20 protein-coding genes are annotated in these 21,154 nt (G+C 70.5%); 18 read left to right on the forward strand and 2 right to left on the reverse strand.

Annotation, left to right across the window (positions count from 1 at the left end):
- The gene (gene tilS, locus G6039_RS12790; RefSeq protein ID WP_006930429.1) at positions 1-999 is read left to right on the forward strand and encodes a tRNA lysidine(34) synthetase TilS; all 999 of its coding nucleotides are present in this window, start codon (positions 1-3) and stop codon (positions 997-999) included.
- A gap of 20 nt (positions 1,000-1,019) precedes the next feature.
- On the forward strand, positions 1,020-1,574 hold the full coding sequence (hpt, locus tag G6039_RS12795; RefSeq protein WP_006930428.1) for a hypoxanthine phosphoribosyltransferase: 555 nt from the start codon (positions 1,020-1,022) through the stop codon (positions 1,572-1,574).
- On the opposite strand, the gene G6039_RS12800 is transcribed toward hpt, so the two are convergent.
- Entirely contained in the window at positions 1,562-3,730 is a 2,169-nt protein-coding gene (locus G6039_RS12800; RefSeq protein ID WP_029540708.1) for a protein kinase domain-containing protein, read from the reverse strand. The two genes, hpt and G6039_RS12800, sit on opposite strands and share 13 nt — an antisense overlap.
- Positions 3,731-3,954: 224 nt before the next feature.
- Between G6039_RS12800 and ftsH the strand changes: the two genes are divergently transcribed.
- The 16 genes from ftsH to G6039_RS12880 all read left to right on the forward strand — a co-directional run bounded on the left by ftsH (position 3,955) and on the right by G6039_RS12880 (position 20,490).
- Positions 3,955-6,261, forward strand: a complete 2,307-nt coding sequence (gene ftsH, locus G6039_RS12805; RefSeq protein WP_029540710.1) for an ATP-dependent zinc metalloprotease FtsH — start codon at positions 3,955-3,957, stop codon at positions 6,259-6,261.
- A gap of 32 nt (positions 6,262-6,293) precedes the next feature.
- Positions 6,294-6,947: a GTP cyclohydrolase I FolE gene (gene folE / locus G6039_RS12810; RefSeq protein ID WP_006930424.1), complete on the forward strand. Its 654-nt coding sequence runs from the start codon at positions 6,294-6,296 to the stop codon at positions 6,945-6,947.
- 32 nt (positions 6,948-6,979) lie between these two features.
- Positions 6,980-7,801: a dihydropteroate synthase gene (folP, locus tag G6039_RS12815; RefSeq protein ID WP_044475554.1), complete on the forward strand. Its 822-nt coding sequence runs from the start codon at positions 6,980-6,982 to the stop codon at positions 7,799-7,801.
- Entirely contained in the window at positions 7,798-8,166 is a 369-nt protein-coding gene (gene folB, locus G6039_RS12820) for a dihydroneopterin aldolase (protein WP_006930416.1), read from the forward strand. Before folP ends, folB begins: the two co-directional genes overlap by 4 nt.
- Entirely contained in the window at positions 8,163-8,687 is a 525-nt protein-coding gene (gene folK, locus G6039_RS12825; RefSeq protein ID WP_029540712.1) for a 2-amino-4-hydroxy-6-hydroxymethyldihydropteridine diphosphokinase, read from the forward strand. Before folB ends, folK begins: the two co-directional genes overlap by 4 nt.
- Positions 8,687-9,151 carry a DUF3180 domain-containing protein gene (locus G6039_RS12830; RefSeq protein ID WP_037200442.1) on the forward strand — a complete coding sequence of 155 codons (465 nt, stop codon included), beginning with the start codon at positions 8,687-8,689 and terminating at the stop codon, positions 9,149-9,151. Before folK ends, G6039_RS12830 begins: the two co-directional genes overlap by 1 nt.
- A gap of 124 nt (positions 9,152-9,275) precedes the next feature.
- Complete coding sequence (locus tag G6039_RS12835; protein ID WP_029540713.1) at positions 9,276-10,100, forward strand: DUF6779 domain-containing protein; 825 nt, start codon at positions 9,276-9,278, stop codon at positions 10,098-10,100.
- Between the two features lie 129 nt (positions 10,101-10,229).
- On the forward strand, positions 10,230-11,165 hold the full coding sequence (locus G6039_RS12840; RefSeq protein WP_006930399.1) for a Rossmann-like and DUF2520 domain-containing protein: 936 nt from the start codon (positions 10,230-10,232) through the stop codon (positions 11,163-11,165).
- Positions 11,158-12,099, forward strand: coding sequence for a pantoate--beta-alanine ligase (gene panC, locus G6039_RS12845; protein ID WP_006930397.1), 942 nt, complete (start codon positions 11,158-11,160; stop codon positions 12,097-12,099). The genes G6039_RS12840 and panC overlap by 8 nt, the downstream gene beginning before the upstream one ends.
- A 32-nt stretch (positions 12,100-12,131) precedes the next feature.
- Positions 12,132-12,569 carry an aspartate 1-decarboxylase gene (gene panD / locus G6039_RS12850; protein WP_029540720.1) on the forward strand — a complete coding sequence of 146 codons (438 nt, stop codon included), beginning with the start codon at positions 12,132-12,134 and terminating at the stop codon, positions 12,567-12,569.
- 2 nt (positions 12,570-12,571) lie between these two features.
- Positions 12,572-13,414 carry a type III pantothenate kinase gene (locus G6039_RS12855; protein WP_029540725.1) on the forward strand — a complete coding sequence of 281 codons (843 nt, stop codon included), beginning with the start codon at positions 12,572-12,574 and terminating at the stop codon, positions 13,412-13,414.
- 87 nt (positions 13,415-13,501) lie between these two features.
- Positions 13,502-13,945 (forward strand): rhodanese-like domain-containing protein, encoded by a 444-nt coding sequence (locus tag G6039_RS12860; RefSeq protein ID WP_006930391.1) that lies wholly within the window; start codon positions 13,502-13,504, stop codon positions 13,943-13,945.
- A gap of 126 nt (positions 13,946-14,071) precedes the next feature.
- A complete protein-coding gene (gene lysS / locus G6039_RS12865; protein ID WP_006930389.1) occupies positions 14,072-15,580 on the forward strand; it encodes a lysine--tRNA ligase in 1,509 nt (502 codons plus the stop codon).
- A gap of 102 nt (positions 15,581-15,682) precedes the next feature.
- Positions 15,683-16,039 (forward strand): histone-like nucleoid-structuring protein Lsr2, encoded by a 357-nt coding sequence (locus G6039_RS12870; protein ID WP_006930387.1) that lies wholly within the window; start codon positions 15,683-15,685, stop codon positions 16,037-16,039.
- Between the two features lie 238 nt (positions 16,040-16,277).
- Positions 16,278-17,708, forward strand: a complete 1,431-nt coding sequence (locus G6039_RS12875; protein ID WP_043797627.1) for a phospholipase D-like domain-containing protein — start codon at positions 16,278-16,280, stop codon at positions 17,706-17,708.
- Between the two features lie 256 nt (positions 17,709-17,964).
- Positions 17,965-20,490 carry an ATP-dependent Clp protease ATP-binding subunit gene (locus G6039_RS12880; RefSeq protein ID WP_029540728.1) on the forward strand — a complete coding sequence of 842 codons (2,526 nt, stop codon included), beginning with the start codon at positions 17,965-17,967 and terminating at the stop codon, positions 20,488-20,490.
- A 70-nt stretch (positions 20,491-20,560) separates the two neighbouring features.
- Here the strand turns inward: G6039_RS12880 and G6039_RS12885 are convergent, their stop codons facing one another.
- Positions 20,561-21,154: a TIGR03086 family metal-binding protein gene (locus tag G6039_RS12885; RefSeq protein ID WP_029540731.1), complete on the reverse strand. Its 594-nt coding sequence runs from the start codon at positions 21,152-21,154 to the stop codon at positions 20,561-20,563.

The raw sequence follows: 21,154 nt of genomic DNA on the forward strand, positions 1-21,154 counted from the left end.
GTGTCGTCCGAGCGGCCGCTCCTGCCCGAGACCCCTGCCCTCCACGAGGTGCGCCTGGCCGTGCGGCGGTGGGTCGCGGCCCACGGCCGGTCCGTCGCGGTCGGCCTGTCCGGCGGCGCCGACTCGTCGGCCCTGACCGCCGCCGCCGTCGCCGAGGCGGATTCGGTGCGGGCCGTCGTCGTCGACCACGGCCTGCAACCCGGCTCCGGCGACGTGGCCGCCCTGGCCGCGGAGTTCGCGCGATCCGCCGGGTGCGGATCGGTGCAGGTCGTCCGCGTCGCGGTGACCGGCCCCGGCGGACTCGAGGCGGCTGCGCGCGCGGCCCGCTACCGGGCGCTCGGCGAGGCCCGGGCGGGGTTGCCCGTGCTGCTCGGGCACACGCTCGACGATCAGGCCGAGACGGTGCTGCTCGGGCTGGGCCGCGGTTCCGGTGCCCGGTCCCTCCGCGGCATGTGCGAGTTCGACGATCCGTGGGGCCGCCCCCTGCTCGGGGTGCGCCGCGAGGTCACCCGCCGGGCATGCGCGGAACTGGGGTACGCGCCCTACGAGGACGCGCACAACAGCGACCGGCGCTTCACCCGGGTGCGGCTGCGTGAGGAGGTGCTGCCGCTGCTCGAGGAGGTGCTCGGGGGTGGGGTCGCTTCGGCCCTGGCGCGCACGGCCCGGCAGTTGCGCGAGGACGAGGACGCATTGGAGGAGCTGGCCCTGCAACTGCTCGCGGAGGCCCGGGCCGGGACCGGCCTGGCCGTGGACGCCCTCGCCGGCACTCCCGTGGCGGTGCGACGGCGGGTCCTGCGGCGATGGCTGCTCGACTCGGGGGCGTCGGCGCCGACGGACCGCACCCTGCGGGCCGCCGACGAGCTGATCGGCCGGTGGCGCGGGCAGGGCGCGGTGGCCGTGGGCGGCGGGCCGGAGCCCGGCGTCAGGTTGGTGGTCACGCGTCGGCGTGGCAGGCTGATCGTCGAGTTCGTCGGCCGGCGACAGGGCGCGGACGACTGAGGGAAGGCAGGAAGAACCCGGTGTACGAGAACGACATCGCGTCGGTACTGATCTCCGAGGACCAGATCAAGCAGCGCACGAAGGAGCTGGCCGAGACCATCGCCACGCGCTACCCGGTGGGCGCACCCGAGGGTGACCTGCTGCTCATCGGCGTGCTCAAGGGCGCGATCTTCTTCATGACCGACTTCGCGCGGGCACTGCCGATCCCCACCCAGATGGAGTTCATGGCGGTCAGCTCGTACGGGTCGTCCACGTCCTCGTCCGGTGTGGTGCGCATCCTCAAGGACCTCGACAAGGACATCGCCGGCCGGAACGTGCTGATCGTCGAGGACATCATCGACTCCGGCCTGACGCTGTCCTGGCTCATGCGCAACCTCTCCTCGCGCAACCCGGCGTCCCTCGAGGTGGTGACGTTGCTGCGCAAGCCGGAGGCCGTGAAGGTCGACGTCCACGTCGCCGACGTGGGATTCGACATTCCGGACGAGTTCGTCGTCGGCTACGGCCTCGACTACGACGAGCGCTACCGCGATCTGCCGTACATCGGCACCCTCGACCCGAAGGTCTACACCGGCTGATCCGAGGTCGGCCCCACCGGATCGCGCGTCGACCGCGTCGGGGCCATGCCGCGCTGCAGCGCCCGCAGGTCGTCCTCCATGATGCGGAACAACCAGTACACGAGCACGAACGCGGCGATGCTGCCCACCGCCAGCACCCGGACCGCGACGAGAACCTGCTGGATCTCCTCGGGCGAGAGATACGTCACGCCGGCGACCCCGACGAGCGGCACGGCCGCCGCGAGCGCCAGGTAACGCACACTGCGCCGGTGCAGCCCCTCGAGTTCGCGGGCGTCCGTGGCGTCGGTCGCCCCGTGCGGCAGGAACGCCGGATACAACGATCGCACCATGTAGAAGGCGACCAGGAAGAACGGGTAGGCGACGGCGATCGCGCCGCACACCAGGATCGACGTGAGGAAGTGCGCGGCCGAGGGGCCGTCGATGTTGCCGCCGACGAAGTGCAGCGCGACGGGGAACGCGATGCCCGCGACCGTCCACAGGGTCATCACCACCGCGGCGACGCGGTCGCTGATCAGCAGCGCGTCGTGCCGGGCCCGGGCGAGTTCCACCGCGTTGTAGCTGCGGCCGCGGTGGAGGCCGCGCGGCACGGTGATCAGCCGTCGGCACAGGTACACGATGATCACCGTGCCGAGGGGGAAGGAGATCCCGTTGATGATCAGCGCGAGCTGTTCGAACTCGCGCTGGGTGTCCGGTGGGAGCCGGTCGACGATCAGGTTCGCGTTGTGCTGGTAGTTGTACAGGGCGGCCAGCACGTTCGGGATCGCGATCGCGGCCGTGAGGATCGGCACCACGGGGCGGCGCAGCCGGGCCCGCCAGCTGTGCGGCGGCGGGTCGACGAGGTCCCGGGCCCGCGGATCGAGGCATAGGTCGAACTGCTGGGCCAGCTCCGCGCCCGACGCCCACCGGTCCGCCGGATCCGGCTCGAGGCACTTCGCGAGCACCCGGAGCAGGGTCTGGGGGCAGTCGGCCGGGACCCGCTCGCGTGCAGCCGCGGTCAGTCCCGTGCGGCGCCGCGCGAGCATGGTCTCGAGCGCGGGCAGGGTCTCGGCGCCCAGATCGTCCTCGCTGTTGGGCCGGCCGCCGGTGAGCAGTTCCCACAGCATCACCCCGAGCGCGTAGATGTCGCTGCGGGTGTCCATGTCCGCGGCGGTGCCGGGCAGCCCGGGATGGCACGCCTCGAGTTGTTCGGGCGACATGTAGGCCAGGGACCCGCCGAGGTACGCCACGGCGGACGTGCCGCCGACGGACTCGGCGAAGCTGATGTTGAAGTCGGCGAGCTTGGGCACGCCCTCCGCGGTGAGCAGGACGTTGGCCGGCTTGACGTCGCGGTGGAGCACGCCGCGCCGGTCGGCGTAGTCCAGCGCGGAGGCGAGCCGGCGGCCGAGCCACGCGACGGTCTCGGGCCAGGTCAGGCTCTCGAGCCGGCTGCGCACGGTCGACTCGGCGGGCCGGATCTCACCCTTCTCGGCGAGGGTCTCGTCGACGACGTCGAGCAGGAGCCGGCCGCTGCGCTGCTCCGGCGGGGTGGTGCGCACCCGGTGCAGCACCCGCAGCAGCGTCCCGCCCGGCAGATACTGCATGTACAGCAGCCGCAGGCCGTGTTCCGGCAGGATCCGCTGGTCGAAGACGCGGACGATGTAGTCGTGGTCGAGCTGGGCGAGGGTCTGCGCCTCGGTGCCGCGGTCGGGGGAGATCTTCACCGCGACGAGCCGCTGCATCGAGTGCTGCCGGGCGAGGAACACGCGGCCGAAGGCGCCGCGGCCGAGGTTGGTGAGCAGGTCGAAGTCGTCGATCCGGTTCCCGGCCTCGACGTCGTCGATGCCGGCGGGGACGCGGACCGGGAAGGGCTCGGTCGTCGCCTCGCCAGGAAGGACGGCCGCAGCCGTGCGGGTCGGCTCGGTGGTCGCATCGGCCGTGCGCGTGAGGTCAACAGGTGCGGTACGGGTGGGATCGGCCGCAACCGTGCGGGTCGGCTCGGCCGCAGCCGTGCGGGTCGGCTCGGCCGCAGCCGTGCGGGTCGGCTCGGCCGCAGCCGTGCGGGTCGGCTCGGCCGCAGCCGTTCGGGTCGGCTCGGCCTCGGTGATCCGGGTCGGCTCGGCCTCGGTGATCCGGGTCGGGTCGGCCTCGGTTGCAGCGTCCGGCTCCTGCATGGCCATGCGAAATGATAACCACGTCGTGGCCCGTGACCGCAGGCACCTGACGCGACCGGGAACCCCCGGGTGGTCCCGGACGTTGATCCTTCGGACCGTGCGGCCGCGCGAGGGCAACGCTGCGCGTCCACGCGGTAACCTTGCGGTGTCCGGTTCGTCGCCGGACTCCTCGGGACGACCACGATGATGACCGCACTATCGAAAGGACCGGCCGGCCGGGCCGAACCTGTATGAACCGCAAGACAGTGTTCCGTAATCTGGCGATCGTCGCCGGCATCCTGTTGGTCATCTACGCCTTCAGCTACTTCGGCGACGACACCCGCGGTTTCGCCAAGGTGGACACGTCTGTCGCGATCGCCCAGCTCGACGCGAACAACGTCAGCCGGGCGCAGATCGACGACCGCGAGCAGCAGGTCCGCCTGTGGCTGAAGAGCGGCAACGAGGCGACCGGAGACAACACCGAGATCCTCGCGAAGTACCCGGAGTCGGCGTCCGAGCAGATCTTCGACAAGGTCGCCGGCGCGGGCCTCGAGAAGTTCGACACCACCGTCACCCAGGAGAGCTGGCTGACGTCGATCCTGCTGTTCGTGCTCCCGATGATCATCCTGCTCGGGGTGTTCTTCTTCGTGATGAGCCGCATGCAGGGCGGTGGCCGCGGCGGCATGATGGGCTTCGGCAAGTCCAAGGCCAAGCAGCTGTCCAAGGACATGCCCAAGACCACGTTCGCCGACGTCGCCGGTGCGGACGAGGCGGTCGAAGAGCTGTACGAGATCAAGGACTTCCTCCAGAATCCGGCGCGCTACCAGGCCCTCGGCGCGAAGATCCCGAAGGGCGTGCTGCTGTACGGACCTCCCGGTACGGGCAAGACGCTGCTCGCCCGCGCGGTCGCCGGCGAGGCCGGTGTCCCGTTCTTCACCATCTCCGGTTCGGACTTCGTGGAGATGTTCGTCGGTGTCGGCGCGTCCCGCGTGCGCGACCTGTTCGAGCAGGCCAAGCAGAACAGCCCGTGCATCATCTTCGTCGACGAGATCGACGCGGTCGGCCGCCAGCGTGGCGCCGGCCTCGGCGGTGGCCACGACGAACGTGAGCAGACGCTCAACCAGCTGCTCGTCGAGATGGACGGCTTCGGGGACCGGCAGGGCATCATCCTCATCGCCGCCACCAACCGTCCCGACATCCTGGATCCGGCCCTGCTGCGTCCGGGCCGGTTCGACCGGCAGATCCCGGTCAGCAATCCCGATCTCGCCGGGCGCCGGGCGATCCTGCAGGTGCATTCCAAGGGCAAGCCGCTCGACCAGAACGCCGACCTCGAGGGGCTGGCCAAGCGCACGGTCGGCATGTCCGGTGCCGACCTGGCCAACGTCGTGAACGAGGCCGCGCTGCTCACTGCGCGCGAGAACGGCACCGTCATCACCGAGGCCTCGCTCGAGGAGTCGGTGGACCGCGTGATCGGCGGCCCGCGGCGCAAGAGCCGCATCATCAGCGAGCACGAGAAGAAGATCACCGCCTACCACGAGGGCGGGCACACGCTCGCCGCCTGGGCGATGCCGGACATCGAGCCGGTCTACAAGGTGACGATCCTCGCCCGTGGCCGCACCGGTGGTCACGCGATGACCGTCCCCGAGGACGACAAGGGCCTGATGACCCGCTCGGAGATGATCGCCCGCCTGGTGATGGCCATGGGTGGCCGCGCCGCCGAGGAACTCGTGTTCCACGAGCCGACGACGGGTGCCTCCTCCGACATCGACCAGGCCACCAAGATCGCCCGGGCGATGGTCACCGAGTACGGCATGAGCGCCCGCCTCGGCGCCGTCCGCTACGGGCAGGAACACGGCGATCCGTTCCTCGGCCGCTCGATGGGCGTGCAGTCCGACTACTCGCACGAGGTGGCCCGCGAGATCGACGAGGAGGTACGCAACCTCATCGAGGCCGCGCACACCGAGGCGTGGGCGATCCTCAACGACTACCGCGACGCGCTGGACCTGCTCGCCGGTGAGCTGCTCGAGCACGAGACCCTCACCCGCAAGGACCTCGAGCGGATCCTCGCCTCCGTCGAGAAGCGGCCACGGATCACCGAGTTCAACGACTTCGGTGGACGCACGCCGTCGGACAAGCCCCCGATCAAGACGCCGGCCGAGCTGGCGAAGGAACGCGGCGAGCCGTGGCCGCCGGAAGCGGTGCGCCCGTCCTTCACCAAGCCCGCCCAGCCGCAGCCGCAGCCCGCGGCACCGACGAACGGGCATCCGGCGCCGGTGCCGGCGCCCGCCTCGGAGCCCCTGCCGGGCTTCGGGCAGCCGCCGCACCCGGGTGGGCCGCGTCATGCGACCCGGCCCGACTACGGCGCGCCGGCCGGCTGGTCGGCACCCGGTTGGCCGCCGGCCGAGTCCGAGCAGCCGCCGCAGAGCACCTATCCTGGGTATCCGCAATGGACCCAGCCCGCGCGCCCGGCCGACGACGACGAGCGGCAGGCCGGTAGGAACGTGGCTCCCGAGCCACCGCCGACACAGCCGTGGGAGGGGCCGACCGGTCCGCGCTGAGCCCGAGTCAACGAGAGTGGAGGTACGGTCTGGTGTCGGTGAATCACCTGGATTCCGAGACGGATTCCGCGTCGATCGGCGGTGACGGCGAGGTCCTGCGCAGCCTGGAATCGGGCCGGGTCTTCGATCAGGCCCGCGCGGAGGCGGCCGTCCGGGAACTGTTGATCGCGGTGGGGGAGGACCCCGAGCGCGAAGGTCTGCTCGACACCCCGGCCCGCGTCGCGCGGGCGTACCGGGAGATGTTCGCCGGCCTGTACACCGACCCGGACTCGGTCCTCGACAAGACCTTCGACGAGGGCCATCAGGAACTCGTCCTGGTGCGTGACATCCCGATGTACTCCACGTGCGAGCACCACCTGGTCTCGTTCCACGGGGTCGCGCACGTGGGCTACATTCCCGGCCGCACCGGCCGGGTGACCGGGTTGTCGAAGCTGGCGCGGGTGGTGGACCTGTACGCCAAGCGCCCGCAGGTGCAGGAGCGGCTGACCAGTCAGATCGCGGATGCGCTCGTGCGCAAGCTCGATCCGGTCGGGGTGATCGTCGTCGTCGAGGCCGAGCATCTGTGCATGGCCATGCGGGGCATCCGCAAGCCCGGGGCGAGCACCACCACCTCGGCGGTGCGGGGGCTGCTGCAGTCCAACTCGGCGTCGCGCGCCGAGGCTCTGGATCTGATCCTCCGCCGGTGAGCGCGCTCCCGAACCCCGGGCGCCCGGTGGTGATGGGCGTGCTGAACGTGACCCGGGATTCGTTCTCGGACGGTGGCCGGTACCTCGACCGCGACGCGGCGATCGCGCACGGTCTGGAACTGCGCGACCTCGGCGTGGACATCGTCGACGTCGGCGGCGAATCCACCCGTCCCGGAGCGGCCCGGGTCGACCCGGAGGTCGAGGCCGGGCGCGTCGCGCCGGTCATCGCCGCCCTGAGCGCCGCCGGCATCCCCACGAGCGTCGACACCATGCGCGCGTCCGTGGCCGAGGCCGCGATCGAGGCCGGCGTCACCATCGTCAACGACGTCTCGGGTGGGCGCGCCGACTCCCGCATGGCCGCGGTCGTGGCGTCGGCAGGCGTGCCGTGGATCCTCATGCACTGGCGGCCTGCGGGCGGCTTCGTGCACGCCGGCGGGTCCACCCACTACGACGACGTGGTCCGGGAGGTCCGCGATGAGCTGATGGTGCAGGTGGATGCCGCGCTCACGGCAGGCGTGGAGCCGGCGAACATCATCCTCGATCCCGGACTCGGTTTCGTGAAGGACGCCGACCACAACTGGGAACTGCTGCACCGGCTGCCCGAGCTGACCGAGCTCGGCTACCCGGTGCTGATCGGCGCGTCGCGCAAGCGGTTCCTCGGGTCCCTGCTCGCCGCCCCCGACGGCACGATCCGGCCACCCGGCGGCCGCGAGGTGGCCACCGCGGTCGTGTCGGCGCTCGCGGCGGAGCGCGGGGCCTGGGGGGTGCGCGTGCACGACGTGCGGGCGTCGCTCGACGCCGTCGCCGTCGTCGGCGCGTGGCAGCGCGGCAGTGCGGCGGGAGGACCGGCGTGAGCGACCGGATCGAACTGCGCGGACTGCGCGTACGCGGCCACCACGGCGTGTTCGACCACGAGAAGCGCGACGGTCAGGACTTCCTGATCGACATCGTCGCGTGGCTCGATCTCGCGCCGGCCGCGGCGAGCGACGCCCTCGACGACACCCTGCACTACGGCATCCTTGCCGAGCGGGCCGCCGCGATCGTCGCGGGCCCGTCGCGGGACCTCATCGAGACCGTCGCCGGCGAGATCGCCGACGACGTCCTCACCGATCCGCGGGTCACCCGGGTCGAGGTCACCGTCCACAAGCCGTCGGCGCCGATCCCGCTGACCTTCGCGGACGTAGCGGTGGTGGTCGATCGCACCCGGAGCGGCTCGTGAGCCGGGTGGTGCTGTCCATCGGGTCGAACATCGGGGACCGGCCGGCGCACCTGCGCTCGGTCACCGAGGCCCTCGCCGACCGGATCGTGGCCGTGTCGCCGGTGTACTCGACCGCGCCGTGGGGCGGGGTCGAGCAGCAGGACTTCCTCAACGCGGTCATCGTCGCGGAGGACCCGTCACTGGACTGCCGCGGCTGGCTCGAGCTGGGCCGGCAGCTCGAGGCCGCCGCCGACCGGGTCCGGGAGCAGCGGTGGGGCCCGCGCAGCCTCGACGTCGACGTGGTCACCTGCCACGACTCGGACGGCAGCGAGGTGCTCAGCGACGATGCCGAACTGACCCTGCCGCATCCGCGCGCCCACCTGCGCGCCTTCGTGCTCGTCCCGTGGTGGGACGTCGAACCCCAGGCGACGCTGACGGTCGACGGCACGCGACGACCGTTGACGGAGTGGCTCGCCGCTCTCGACGTCGACGAACGCGAAGGGGTGCGCCGCACCGAGTACCGGCTGGAGCCGCCGCGGTGATGAAGGCGACGCGTATCCGGGACCTGCTGGCGCTGGCGGTGCTCGCCGCCGTCGCGGCGTGGTTGCTGGCGCGCGGCCTGTACGGCACGTTGCCGCCGATCCCCGTCTACGCGGGGGCGTCGCTGTACCCGGTGGCGATCGTCGAGGTGGTGCTGGCGTTCATGATCCGTTCCCGGGTGGGCAAGCACGAGATCGGCGACGGGCCGCACCAGTTGCATCCCATCACGGCGGCCCGCGCGGTGGCGCTGGCGAAGGCGTCGGCTCTGGTCGGGGCGGCCAGCGCGGGCATCTGGGCAGGATTCCTGCTGTACCTGGTTCCGCAGCGGCCGGTGCTGCAGGCCGCAGTCGAGGACAGCGCCGGGGTGATCGTCGGGCTGCTCGCCGGCGTGGCGCTCGCGGCTGCCGCGCTGTGGCTCGAACACTGTTGCCGGACACCGGAAGACCCGGACGAGCCCGCGACCTGACCGGGGCGGCGAATCCTGTGCGCTCGACTCTCGGGACCCGGCGGCCGCGCCCAGTAGTCTGGAACGCATGGGGACTCCGGTGCGAACGAGGAAGGGCCGTCGGTCACGGCGCAGCGCGAGTTCTGTGATCGTGGCGGCGCTGCTCGCCCTGGCGTTGATCGCGTCGCTGTTCCTGGTCTTCAGCGACAGCGTCCAGCTGCTGCGCGTCGGTCTGGTCGTCGCGTTGTGGGCCGCCACCGTCGGCGCGATCGCGATGACGAAGTACCGTCGCGAGTCGGCGCTGGACCGTGCCAAGGTCCGGGATCTGCAGACCGTGTACGAGTTGCAGCTCGAACGGGAGATCGCGGCGCGGCGGGAGTACGAGCTGACCGTCGAGGAGAAGGTCAGGTCGGAGCTGCGGATCGATGCCGACCAGATGGCGGCCCTGCGCGCCGAGCTCGGTGCCCTGCGCCGCAACCTCGAGGTGCTCTTCGAGGGCCGGCTGCCCGAGGACCGCGCGGCGTTGTGGGCGGGCCGGGGACAACTGCAGGAGCTCGGCGGCGGGAACTTCCGGGTGACGGCCGCGCCCCGTCCGGCAGGCCCGTTCTTCGCCTCGCCCGACGACGAGCCGGTGACCGCCGAGACCACGGTGGTCACCGACGGCGACACGCCGACGGCCGTGCCCCGCCGGCCGGCGGGCGCGACGGCCGCTCCCGGCGGATCCGAGGACACGGAACGGCGGGACCGGACCGAGCCGGAGGAACCGGCCGAACCGGAGGGCCGGGCCGAGTCCGGGTCGCAGCCGGAGGAACCCGAGGAGCAGGCCGAGGCCCCCGAGGCGGACGACGACGCCGAGCCCACGGGCCGACGCGCCCGGCGACGGCGGCCGGACGGTGCCGGCGGCGAGGGGGCACACAGCCAGGGCCGCACGGTCGCGGAGATCCTCGCCGCCCTGTCCGCCGAGCGCTGAGCGTTCGCCGCGCCGGGTGAGGCGCAGATCACGTTCCCCGGCCATGGCCGGGGTTGCTCGGGCCGCGCTATTGTCGGTCGGAACGTCTGGTACCCGCCGAGCGGGACTGGAACGAACGAGAGGACTCCCGTGACCTCCTTCGGGATCACAAACGAGCCTGCGCCTGCACGACTGACGGTCGGAATCGTTTCCGCCGGGCGGGTGGGCACAGCGATCGGCGCGGCACTCGAACGCGTCGGCCACCTGGTCGTGGCCTGTTCCGCGGTATCCGAACTGTCCAAGCACCGCGCCCGCACCCGGCTTCCGGACACCGAGGTTCTCCCCGTCGACGAGGTCGCCGCCCGCTGCGACCTGCTGCTCCTCGCCGTTCCGGACTCGGAACTCGGCTCGCTCGTCCGCGGGCTCGCCGCCACCGGCTCCGTCTCGCGCGGCACGATCGTCGCCCACACGTCCGGCGCGAACGGCGTCGGCATCCTCGCTCCGCTCACCGAGCAGGGCATCGTGCCGCTCGCCATCCACCCGGCGATGACCTTCACCGGCCACGACGAGGACACTGCCCGGCTCGCCTCGGCGTGCTTCGGCATCACGGCCGCCGACGACATCGGCTACGCGATCGCCCAGTCCCTCGTGCTCGAGATCGGTGGCGAACCGGTGCGCGTCCGCGAGGAGCGGCGCGCGCTGTACCACGCCGCGCTCGCGCACGGCAGCAACCACCTCGTCACCCTCGTGGTGGATGCGGTGGAGGCGCTGCGGGTGGCGCTCGAGGGCGACGAACTGCTCGGCCAGCAACTCGTCGACGACGCGCCCGGCGGTGTCGCCGAGCGGGTGCTGCAGCCGCTGTTGTCGGCGGCCCTCGACAACGCGTTGCGCCGCGGGCCGTCCGCGCTGACCGGACCAGTCGCCCGCGGCGACGCACAGGCCGTGGCCACGCACCTGCGGGTGCTCGGGGAGGTCGATCCCCGGATCGCTGCCGGATACCGCGCGATGTCCCTCCGATCCGCGCAGCGCGCCGGAGCGAAACCCGAACTGATGGAGATCCTCGAAGGGGCTGATCACGGTGAGTGAATCGCAACAGGGCGGCTACGTGCGCGGCGAACTGACCGTGCACCACGACCCCGCCGCCCTGACCAAGGTCACCAAGGCGCTGCGTGGTGTCGGCCGCACGGTCGCCCTCGTGCCGACGATGGGCGCCCTGCACGCCGGTCACCTGGAGCTCGTGCGGCAGGCGAAGCTCACCGGTGCCGTGGTGGTGGTGTCCGTCTTCGTCAATCCGTTGCAGTTCGGGGCCGGTGAGGATCTCGACGCCTACCCGCGCACCCTCGACGCCGACCTGGAGCTGCTGCGGGAGGCCGGCGTCGAGCTGGCGTTCGTGCCGTCGGTGTCCGCGATGTACCCGAAGGGCCGGCGGACCGTGATCCACCCGGGGCCGCTGGGGGCGGAGCTCGAGGGTGGCAGCCGCCCGACGCATTTCGCGGGGATGCTCACGGTGGTGGCGAAGCTGCTGCAGATCGTCGCCCCCAATGTCGCCTTCTTCGGCGAGAAGGACTACCAGCAGCTCGCCCTGATCCGGCAGATGGTGGAGGACCTCAACTTCGACGTCCGCATCGTGGGCGTGCCCACGGTGCGTGAGCAGGACGGGCTGGCGCTGTCCTCACGCAACCGCTACCTGGATCCGGAACAGCGCCGGGTCGCCACCGTGCTGTCCGCGGCGCTGGTCGCCGGGGCGCACGCCGCCGCCGGCGGTCCCGAGGCGGTGCTCACCACCGCGCGCGAGGTGCTCGCCGCCGCGCCCGAGGTGGAGCTGGACTACCTCGAGCTGCGCGGCGTGGACCTCGGGCCCGCGCCGGAACGCGGCGACGGCCGGCTGCTGATCGCCGCGCGGATCGGCACCACCCGGCTCATCGACAACGTCGGTGTCGCGATCGGCACCGGATTCCTCGAACGCGAGACCGGCCCGGTCGACGCGTCCACCCCCGACGACCTGCTCACCCGCCGATAGCGCGACCGGCCCGAAAAAGCTGAGGAGACACCATGTTCCGCACGATGATGAAGTCGAAGATCCACCGCGCCACGGTGACCCACGCCGATCTGCACTACGTGGGTTCGGTAACCGTCGACCAGGACCTGATGGACGCCGCCGACCTGCTCGAGGGCGAGCAGGTCGCCATCGTCGACATCGACAACGGCAACCGTCTCGAAACCTATGTCATCGCGGGCGAGCGCGGCTCCGGCATCATCGGGATCAACGGTGCGGCAGCGCGTCTCGTGAGTCCCGGTGATCTCGTCATCCTCATCGCCTACGGCGTGATGAACGAGCAGGAGTGCCGCGACTACGACCCGCGCGTGGTGTTCGTCGACGCGGACAACCGGCAGGTCGAGCTCGGCAACGATCCGGCGCACGCGCCGGAGGGTTCCGGCCTGATCACCCCGCGCATGCTCGCCACTCTCGACTCCGGTTCGTTGGTGTAGCAGTGCTCCTCGCTGTCGACGTTCGGAACACGAACGTCGTCCTGGGCCTGTTCACCGGCAGCGGCTCGCACGCGAAGCTGTTGCGGGACTGGCGGATGCGCACCGATCCGCGCATGACCGCCGACGAGCTCGCGCTCATCTTCCGTGGTCTGCTCGGCGGGTACGCCGACCAGATCACCGGCGTGACCGCGTTGTCCACGGTGCCGTCGGTGCTGCGCGAGATCCGGGTGATGCTGAGCCGCTACTGGGAACACGTGCCGCACGTGGTCGTCGAGCCGGGTGTGCGCACCGGGGTGCCGCTGCTCGTCGACAACCCCAAGGAGGTCGGCGCCGATCGCATCGTCAACAGCCTTGCGGCACATCACTTCTACGACCGGCCGTGCATCGTGGTCGACTTCGGGACGTCCACGTGCGTGGACGTGGTCTCGGCGAAGGGCGAGTTCCTCGGCGGCATCATCGCCCCCGGCATCGAGGTGTCGATGGACGCGCTGGCCTCCCAGTCCGCGGCGCTGCGCAAGGTGGAACTGCTGCGCCCGCGCGCCGTGGTCGGCAAGAACACCGTCGAATGCATGCAGTCCGGTGCGGTTTTCGGATTCGCCGGGATGGTCGACGGGCTGGTGCGCCTGGTGCGTGCCGAGCAGCGCGGATTCGAGGGTGACGACGTCGCGGTCATCGGGACCGGCGACCGTGCGCCGTTGATCATGCCGGAGTCCGAGACGCTCGAGCACCACGAACCGGACCTGACGCTGGAGGGCCTGCGCCTGGTGTACGAGCGCAATCTCGCACGGCGCGGCGCCCGATCTGCCGCCGTGGGTTCCGCCCGCCGCGATCCTGTGCAAGAATAGTCGCCGTGATCCGCTGCATGAGCGCCCAGGAGTGTTGTCGAGGCTGACGTCCGCCTCGATCGTTCACACATACCTGGAGTCACCCTCATGCGCACTGCGCTTGCTGCATCCTTCGTCGCCGCACCCGTTCACACTCTCCCGCTCACCACCGAGCGCACCTATCCGGCCGGGCTGGCCGCGACCGTCGCGCGCGGCGCGGTGGTCGTCGACATCCGCACCCACGCCGAACGCGCCGTCCAGGGCACCCTGCCCGGGGCGCTGGCCATCTCCGCCGAGCTGCTGCCCCGGCGCCTGCATCCCACCAGCGACGAGCGTCTGGCGGTGGCCGTCGACCGCGACGTCGAGTGGGTCGTGGTCTCGGCCTCCGGCGCCGAGACCGACGCCGTCGTCGCCGCGCTGCAGGCGCTCGGGCTGCGCCGCGTCACCGGCCTCGTCGGCGGGTACGCGGCTCTCGCGGCGGCCGGGGCGACCGATGCGATCGCCGCGGCCCCGCACGTCGAGGACGACGTGGCGCGCGTCACCGCGCACTGACCCGGCGGGCGCCGGCGCCCCGGGCACCGCTGGTCCTGCGCAGCCGCTGGTCCTGCGCAGCCGCTGGTCCTGCGCAGCCGCTGGTCCTGCGCAGGCGCTCGAGGCGGTCCGATAGTCTGGTCACCCGTGAGTGATGCACCCGTTCAGCAGTCCGACGACACCCCCGAGCAGATCCGCATCCGCCGCGAGAAGCGCGAACGGATCCTGGCGCAGGGCAAGGACGCGTACCCCGTCGTCGTGCCCCGCACTCACACCCTCGCGGAGATCCGGGAGAAGTATCCGGACCTCGAGCCCGACACGACGACCGGGGAACAGGTCGGCGTCGCGGGCCGGGTCATCTTCTTCCGCAACACGGGCAAGCTGTGCTTCGCCACGTTGCAGGAGGGCGACGGCACCCAGTTGCAGGCGATGATCAGCCTCAACGGCGTCGGCGAGGAGTCCCTTGCGGCGTGGAAGCACGACGTGGACCTGGGCGACTTCGTGTTCGTGCACGGCGAGGTGATCAGCTCTCGGCGCGGCGAGCTCAGCGTCATGGCGGACTCGTGGCAGATGGCCGCCAAGGCCCTGCGGCCGCTGCCTGTGGCGCACAAGGAGATGAACGAGGAGACCCGGGTCCGGCAGCGCTACGCCGACCTGATCGTGCGTCCCGAGGCCCGCGCCAACGCCCGCATGCGTGTCGCGGTGGTGCGCGAGTTGCGCAACGCGCTCGAGCGGCGCGGCTTCCTCGAGGTCGAGACCCCGATGCTGCAGACCCTGCACGGCGGCGCGACGGCCCGTCCGTTCGTCACCCATTCGAACGCCCTCGACATGGATCTGTATCTGCGCATCGCGCCGGAACTGTTCCTCAAGCGCTGCGTGGTGGGCGGCATCGAGAAGGTCTTCGAGATCAACCGCAACTTCCGCAACGAGGGTGCCGACTCCACGCACTCGCCCGAATTCGCGATGCTCGAGACGTACGAGGCGTACGGCACGTACGACGATTCGGCGACGATGACCCGGGAACTCATCCAGGAGGTGGCGATGGCGGTGTTCGGCACCCACGTCGTCACCCTCGCCGACGGCACCGAATACGACCTCGGCGGCGAGTGGAAGACGATGGAGATGTACCCGTCGCTGTCGGCGGCCATCGGAACCGAGGTCACGCCCGACACGTCGCTGGAGGAGCTGCACGCCCTCGCCGATCGGGTGGGTCTCGAGGTCCCGGAAGGCAAGGGCTGGGGCCACGGAAAGCTCGTCGAGGAGTTGTGGGAGCACCAGTGCGGCGACCAGTTGCACGAGCCGACGTTCGTGCGGGACTACCCCGTCGAGACCTCGCCCCTCACGCGGCAGCACCGCAGCAAGAACGGCGTGACCGAGAAGTGGGATCTGTACGTGCGTGGTTTCGAACTCGCCACCGGTTACTCGGAACTCGTCGACCCCGTGATCCAGCGGGAGCGGTTCGTCGACCAGGCGCGGCTCGCCTCGGCCGGTGACGACGAGGCGATGGTTCTCGACGAGGACTTCCTCGCGGCGATGGAACAGGGTATGCCTCCGACGACCGGAACCGGCATGGGAATCGACCGTTTGCTGATGGCGCTGACGGGCCTCGGAATCCGGGAAACAATCCTGTTCCCAATTGTTCGCCCGGCGAGGTAATTGATCGCATTCGTTTTCCGTATTGCCATGAATTGATTCCCGGGTATTGTTGTCTCGTACCGCGGGGGGCCGCGCTTCTTCATTCGAGAGGATTTGCAGCACATGGCAAAGAAGGTCACCGTTACCCTGATCGACGACGTGGACGGGGAGACGGCGGCGGACGAGTCCGTGGAATTCGGGCTCGACGGAGTCACCTACGAGATCGATCTGTCGGAAGACAACGCGGCCAAGCTCCGGGAGGAATTGGAGTTCTGGGTCACTCATGCCCGCAAGGTGGGTGGTCGTAAGCGCGCGAAGGTCGTGCCCACCGCGCCCGCTCCCCGCAAGTCTTCTCGCGGCGGCACGGACCGGGAACGTACCGCGGAAATTCGGGAATGGGCCCGCAACAACGACATGCCCGTCTCGGCCCGAGGCCGTATCTCCGCCGAAATCATCGAGGCTTACAACAAGGCGCACTGAGCCGGAAGCGTCGGCTTCCGTCCGACCGAGGCGATATCCGCGACAACTGTCGCGGATATCGCCTCGTCGTCGTACCCCGCGGAATTCTTTGCTATTCGTTCGAGAAAAGAAACGGTCGGTCGGAACGGGGCGCCGCCGGGAAGCGGAGACAGTCGGGAATCGGAGACAAGGGTCACACCCGCTCGGTATCCCGTCCGTCGCGGCGGAAACGGCGGTATCCCCGGGTAGCGTGTCGGCCATGGGAGAGCGGATTGCCGTCCCGGGTGAGACGTGCTGGCGGGTCGATCGTGCCGATCGCCTCGCCTGCATTGTCGACGCCGCCGACTATTTCCGATACGCCAAGTCGGCGATGCTGCAGGCACGGCGGCGGATCCTCCTGATCGGGTGGGACTTCGACACGAGGATCAAGCTCGAACCCGACCGGAAGACCCTCGAAGGCCCGAACCGGCTGGGCGCATTCCTCAAGTGGCTGCCGCACCGGCACCCGGATCTCGAGGTGTTCCTGCTGAAGTGGAACATCGGCGCATTCGCAGCCATCGGGCGCGGGATGACACCGGTCTTCGTGCTCAACTGGATGAGCGACCCGCGGCTCCGGCTCGAAATCGACGGCGCCCATCCCGTGGGAGCGGCACACCACCAGAAGATCATCGTGATCGACGACGCCGTCGCGTTCTGTGGGGGCATCGACATGACCGTCGATCGCTGGGACACCAGCGAGCATCCCGACCACAGCCGCTACCGGCGGGAGCCGAACGGCCGTCGGTACGGACCGTGGCACGACGTGACGACCGCGGTGGACGGCGCGGCCGCCCGCGCGATCGGCGAACAGGCTCGCACCCGGTGGAAGGCGGCAACGGGGGAGGACCTCGAGCCGGTCGACACCGGGCACACCATCTGGCCCGACGGGCTGCGCCCGGCCCTGCGCGACGTCGATGTCGCCGTCGCACGGACCCTCCCCGAACTCGGCGACCGGGCGGAGGTGCGGGAGATCGAGGCCCTCTACCTGGCGGTGATCGCCGGCGCCCGCCGCACGCTCTACCTGGAGAGCCAGTACCTCGCGTCCCGGACCCTCGCCGAGGCCCTCGCGAAGCGGCTGCGGGAACCGGACGGCCCGCAGATCGTACTGGTGCTGCCGCGCAACGCCGAGGGCTGGCTCGAGCAGAAGGCGATGGACGGCGCCCGCCGCAAGCTGCTGCACCTGCTGTGGAACGCCGACGTCCACGGCCGGTTCGCCGCCTACTACCCCGTCACCGCGGGTGGGGCGCCGATCTATGTGCACGCCAAGGTCGTCGTCATGGACGATGTGCTGCTGCGCATCGGCTCGTCGAACCTGAACAACCGGTCCCTGGGCTTCGACACCGAGTGCGATCTCTTCGTCGAAGCGGACCACGAGGGCGACCACATCAGCCGCGCGGTGGTCGAGATGCGGGAGCGCCTGCTGTCCGAGCACCTCGGGGTGTCCCCGGCCGACGTCGCGTCCGCCGTCCGGTCCGAAGGTTCGCTCGTCGCCGCGGTGGAGCGGCTGCGCGGACCCGGTCGGACCCTCGCGCTCTTCGAGCCGGGCACCGTCGCCGACGAGGACAGCCCCCTCGCGGAGAACGAACTCGTCGACCCGGAACGCGCCCCGCAGCGCATCGGACGGCGCATTCGCCAGCTGATGCCCCGCTGAACAGCGTGTTCGCTGCTGGCGTACACGGAGGCGGGAACGCCGTGCCGACGTGCAGCGTTACCCCTCGTGACCGGAGTTGCCGCCGGCGCCGATCGGGTGGAGGGGCAGCGCCTCGAAACGGCGGCAACTAGAGTGTCAAGTGGGGTCGTGGAACCTGGTTCCACTCGACGACTCGAGTGCCGGAGCGAAACGCGGCAGCCGGGTCCGGAACGATCCGCGTACCGGACCTGTCGGCCGGAGAGTGTGAGGGAGTGCGATGTTCGAAAGGTTCACCGATCGCGCGCGGCGCGTCGTCGTCCTGGCTCAGGAAGAGGCCAGGATGCTCAACCACAACTACATCGGCACGGAGCACATTCTCCTGGGCCTCATTCACGAAGGCGAGGGCGTAGCGGCCAAGTCGCTCGAATCTTTGGGGATCTCCCTCGAAGGCGTCCGCAGCCAGGTCGAGGAGATCATCGGCCAGGGACAGCAGGCCCCGTCGGGCCACATCCCGTTCACGCCCCGTGCCAAGAAGGTGCTCGAGCTCAGCCTGCGTGAGGCGCTGCAGCTCGGACACAACTACATCGGTACCGAGCACATCCTCCTCGGCCTCATCCGCGAGGGCGAGGGCGTCGCGGCACAGGTGCTCGTCAAGCTCGGTGCGGACCTGAACCGGGTGCGCCAGCAGGTCATCCAGCTGCTCTCCGGGTACCAGGGCAAGGAGCCCCAGGAATCCGGCACCAGCCGTGGCGAGGCCGGCACCCCGTCGACGTCGCTGGTGCTCGACCAGTTCGGCCGCAACCTCACGCAGGCCGCGCTCGAGGGCAAGCTCGACCCCGTCATCGGTCGCGCCAAGGAAATCGAGCGCGTCATGCAGGTCCTGAGCCGCCGCACCAAGAACAACCCGGTGCTCATCGGCGAGCCGGGCGTCGGCAAGACCGCCGTCGTCGAAGGCCTGGCGCAGGCCATCGTCAACGGCGAGGTCCCCGAGACGCTCAAGGACAAGCAGCTGTACACCCTCGACCTCGGTTCGCTGGTCGCGGGCAGCCGCTACCGCGGTGACTTCGAGGAACGCCTGAAGAAGGTGCTCAAGGAGATCAACAGCCGCGGCGACATCATCCTGTTCATCGACGAGCTGCACACGCTCGTCGGCGCGGGTGCCGCCGAGGGCGCCATCGACGCGGCGTCGATCCTGAAGCCGAAGCTGGCGCGCGGCGAGCTGCAGACCATCGGTGCCACCACCCTCGACGAGTACCGCAAGTACATCGAGAAGGACGCCGCGCTCGAGCGCCGGTTCCAGCCGGTGCAGGTGGGCGAGCCGACGGTCGAGCACACCATCGAGATCCTCAAGGGCCTGCGCGACCGGTACGAGGCGCACCACCGCGTGTCCATCACCGACAAGGCGCTGGTCGCCGCGGCGAGCCTGGCCGACCGCTACATCAACGACCGCTTCCTGCCGGACAAGGCGATCGACCTCATCGACGAGGCCGGTGCGCGCATGCGCATCCGCCGGATGACCGCGCCGCCGGACCTGCGCGAGTTCGACGACAAGATCGCCGACGCGCGCCGGGAGAAGGAGTCCGCGATCGACGCGCAGGACTTCGAGAAGGCCGCGAACCTGCGCGACAAGGAGAAGCAGCTCGTCGCGCAGCGCGCCGAGCGCGAGAAGCAGTGGCGCGCCGGTGATCTCGACGTCATCGCCGAGGTCGACGAGGAGCAGATCGCCGAGGTCCTCGCCAACTGGACCGGTATCCCGGTGTTCAAGCTCACCGAGGAGGAGACCACCCGTCTGCTCCGCATGGAGGACGAGCTGCACAAGCGGATCATCGGCCAGGAGGACGCCGTCAGGGCCGTCGCCAAGGCGATCCGGCGTACCCGCGCCGGCCTGAAGGACCCGAAGCGTCCCGCCGGTTCGTTCATCTTCGCCGGCCCGTCCGGCGTCGGTAAGACCGAGCTGTCGAAGGCGCTCGCGAACTTCCTGTTCGGCGAGGACGACGCGCTCATCCAGATCGACATGGGCGAGTTCCACGACCGGTTCACCGCGTCGCGGCTCTTCGGTGCCCCTCCGGGCTACGTCGGCTACGAAGAGGGCGGCCAGCTCACCGAGAAGGTGCGCCGCAAGCCGTTCTCCGTGGTCCTGTTCGACGAGATCGAGAAGGCCCACCAGGAGATCTACAACACCCTCCTGCAGGTCCTCGAGGACGGCCGCCTCACCGACGGCCAGGGACGCACGGTCGACTTCAAGAACACCGTGCTGATCTTCACCTCGAACCTCGGTACCGCCGACATCTCGAAGGCGGTCGGCCTGGGCTTCACCAAGGGCTCCGGCGCCGAGTCGAACTACGAGCGGATGAAGCTCAAGGTCAACGACGAGCTGAAGAAGCACTTCCGGCCCGAGTTCCTCAACCGCATCGACGACATCATCGTCTTCCACCAGCTCACGCAGGATCAGATCATCCAGATGGTGGACCTGATGATCGGCCGCGTCGAGGTGCAGCTGAAGAACAAGGACATGGGCATCGAGCTCACCGAGAAGGCGAAGTCGCTGCTCGCGAAGCGGGGCTTCGATCCGGTCCTCGGCGCCCGGCCGCTGCGCCGCACGATCCAGCGCGAGATCGAGGACCAGCTCTCGGAGAAGATCCTCTTCAACGAGATCGGCCCCGGCCAGATCGTCCTGGTCGACGTCGAAGGCTGGGACGGCGAGGGTGCCGGGGAGAACGCGAAGTTCACCTTCACCCCGAGCGAGAAGCCGGCCGCGGTGCCCGACACCCCGGCGGTGGCCCTGGCCAAGGACGCCGAGTAGTCCTGCTCCGACGAACGCCGACGGGCGGCACCCACTGCGGGTGCCGCCCGTCGGCGTTGGTGTGTCGGGATCAGCGCCGCCAGGCCGCGGTGTCCCGCCCGGACCAGTTCGCGAGCCGCTCGACGGGGCTCGCGTCCGGCGCCGGCTCGACGGCCGCGCCGAAGGGAACCCGTCCGCCGCGCACGGAGGCGGGGATCTTGCTGCGCGCGACGACGAACGCGGCCTCCACGAGCACCGGATCCGGCTCGGCCGGCAGTCCCGTGGCGACGGCGAGATCCCAGCCGTGCACGAGGGCCTCGTTGAGATTGCTCAGCACCGCGGCGCGGCCGGGCACCGTTCCCCACGGCGCGACGACGGGCCGGTCGAGCAGGTCGTCGTCGCTCCACACCTTCCGGTAGTGGGCCTGCGCCCGCTCGAGTTCGGCGCGCCACGCGTCGTCGGGCACGCCGGTCAGGAACTCCGGAACGCTCAGCGGGTCGCCGTCGCTGCCGATCACGCGGCCGCGATCGACGGTGGCGACGAGGTGGCCGAGCAGCGCGCGCACGTCGTAGTCCGGGCAGGGCGTCGGGTCGGTCATCTGCTCGGGGCGGACCTCGTCGATCAGCGTGGCCACCCACGCCAGGGCGTCGCGGTAGAGGGGACGGGGGTCGGACGCGGTGCTCAT

The organism is Rhodococcus aetherivorans, assembly GCF_011058165.1.
Classification (GTDB): domain Bacteria; phylum Actinomycetota; class Actinomycetes; order Mycobacteriales; family Mycobacteriaceae; genus Rhodococcus; species Rhodococcus aetherivorans.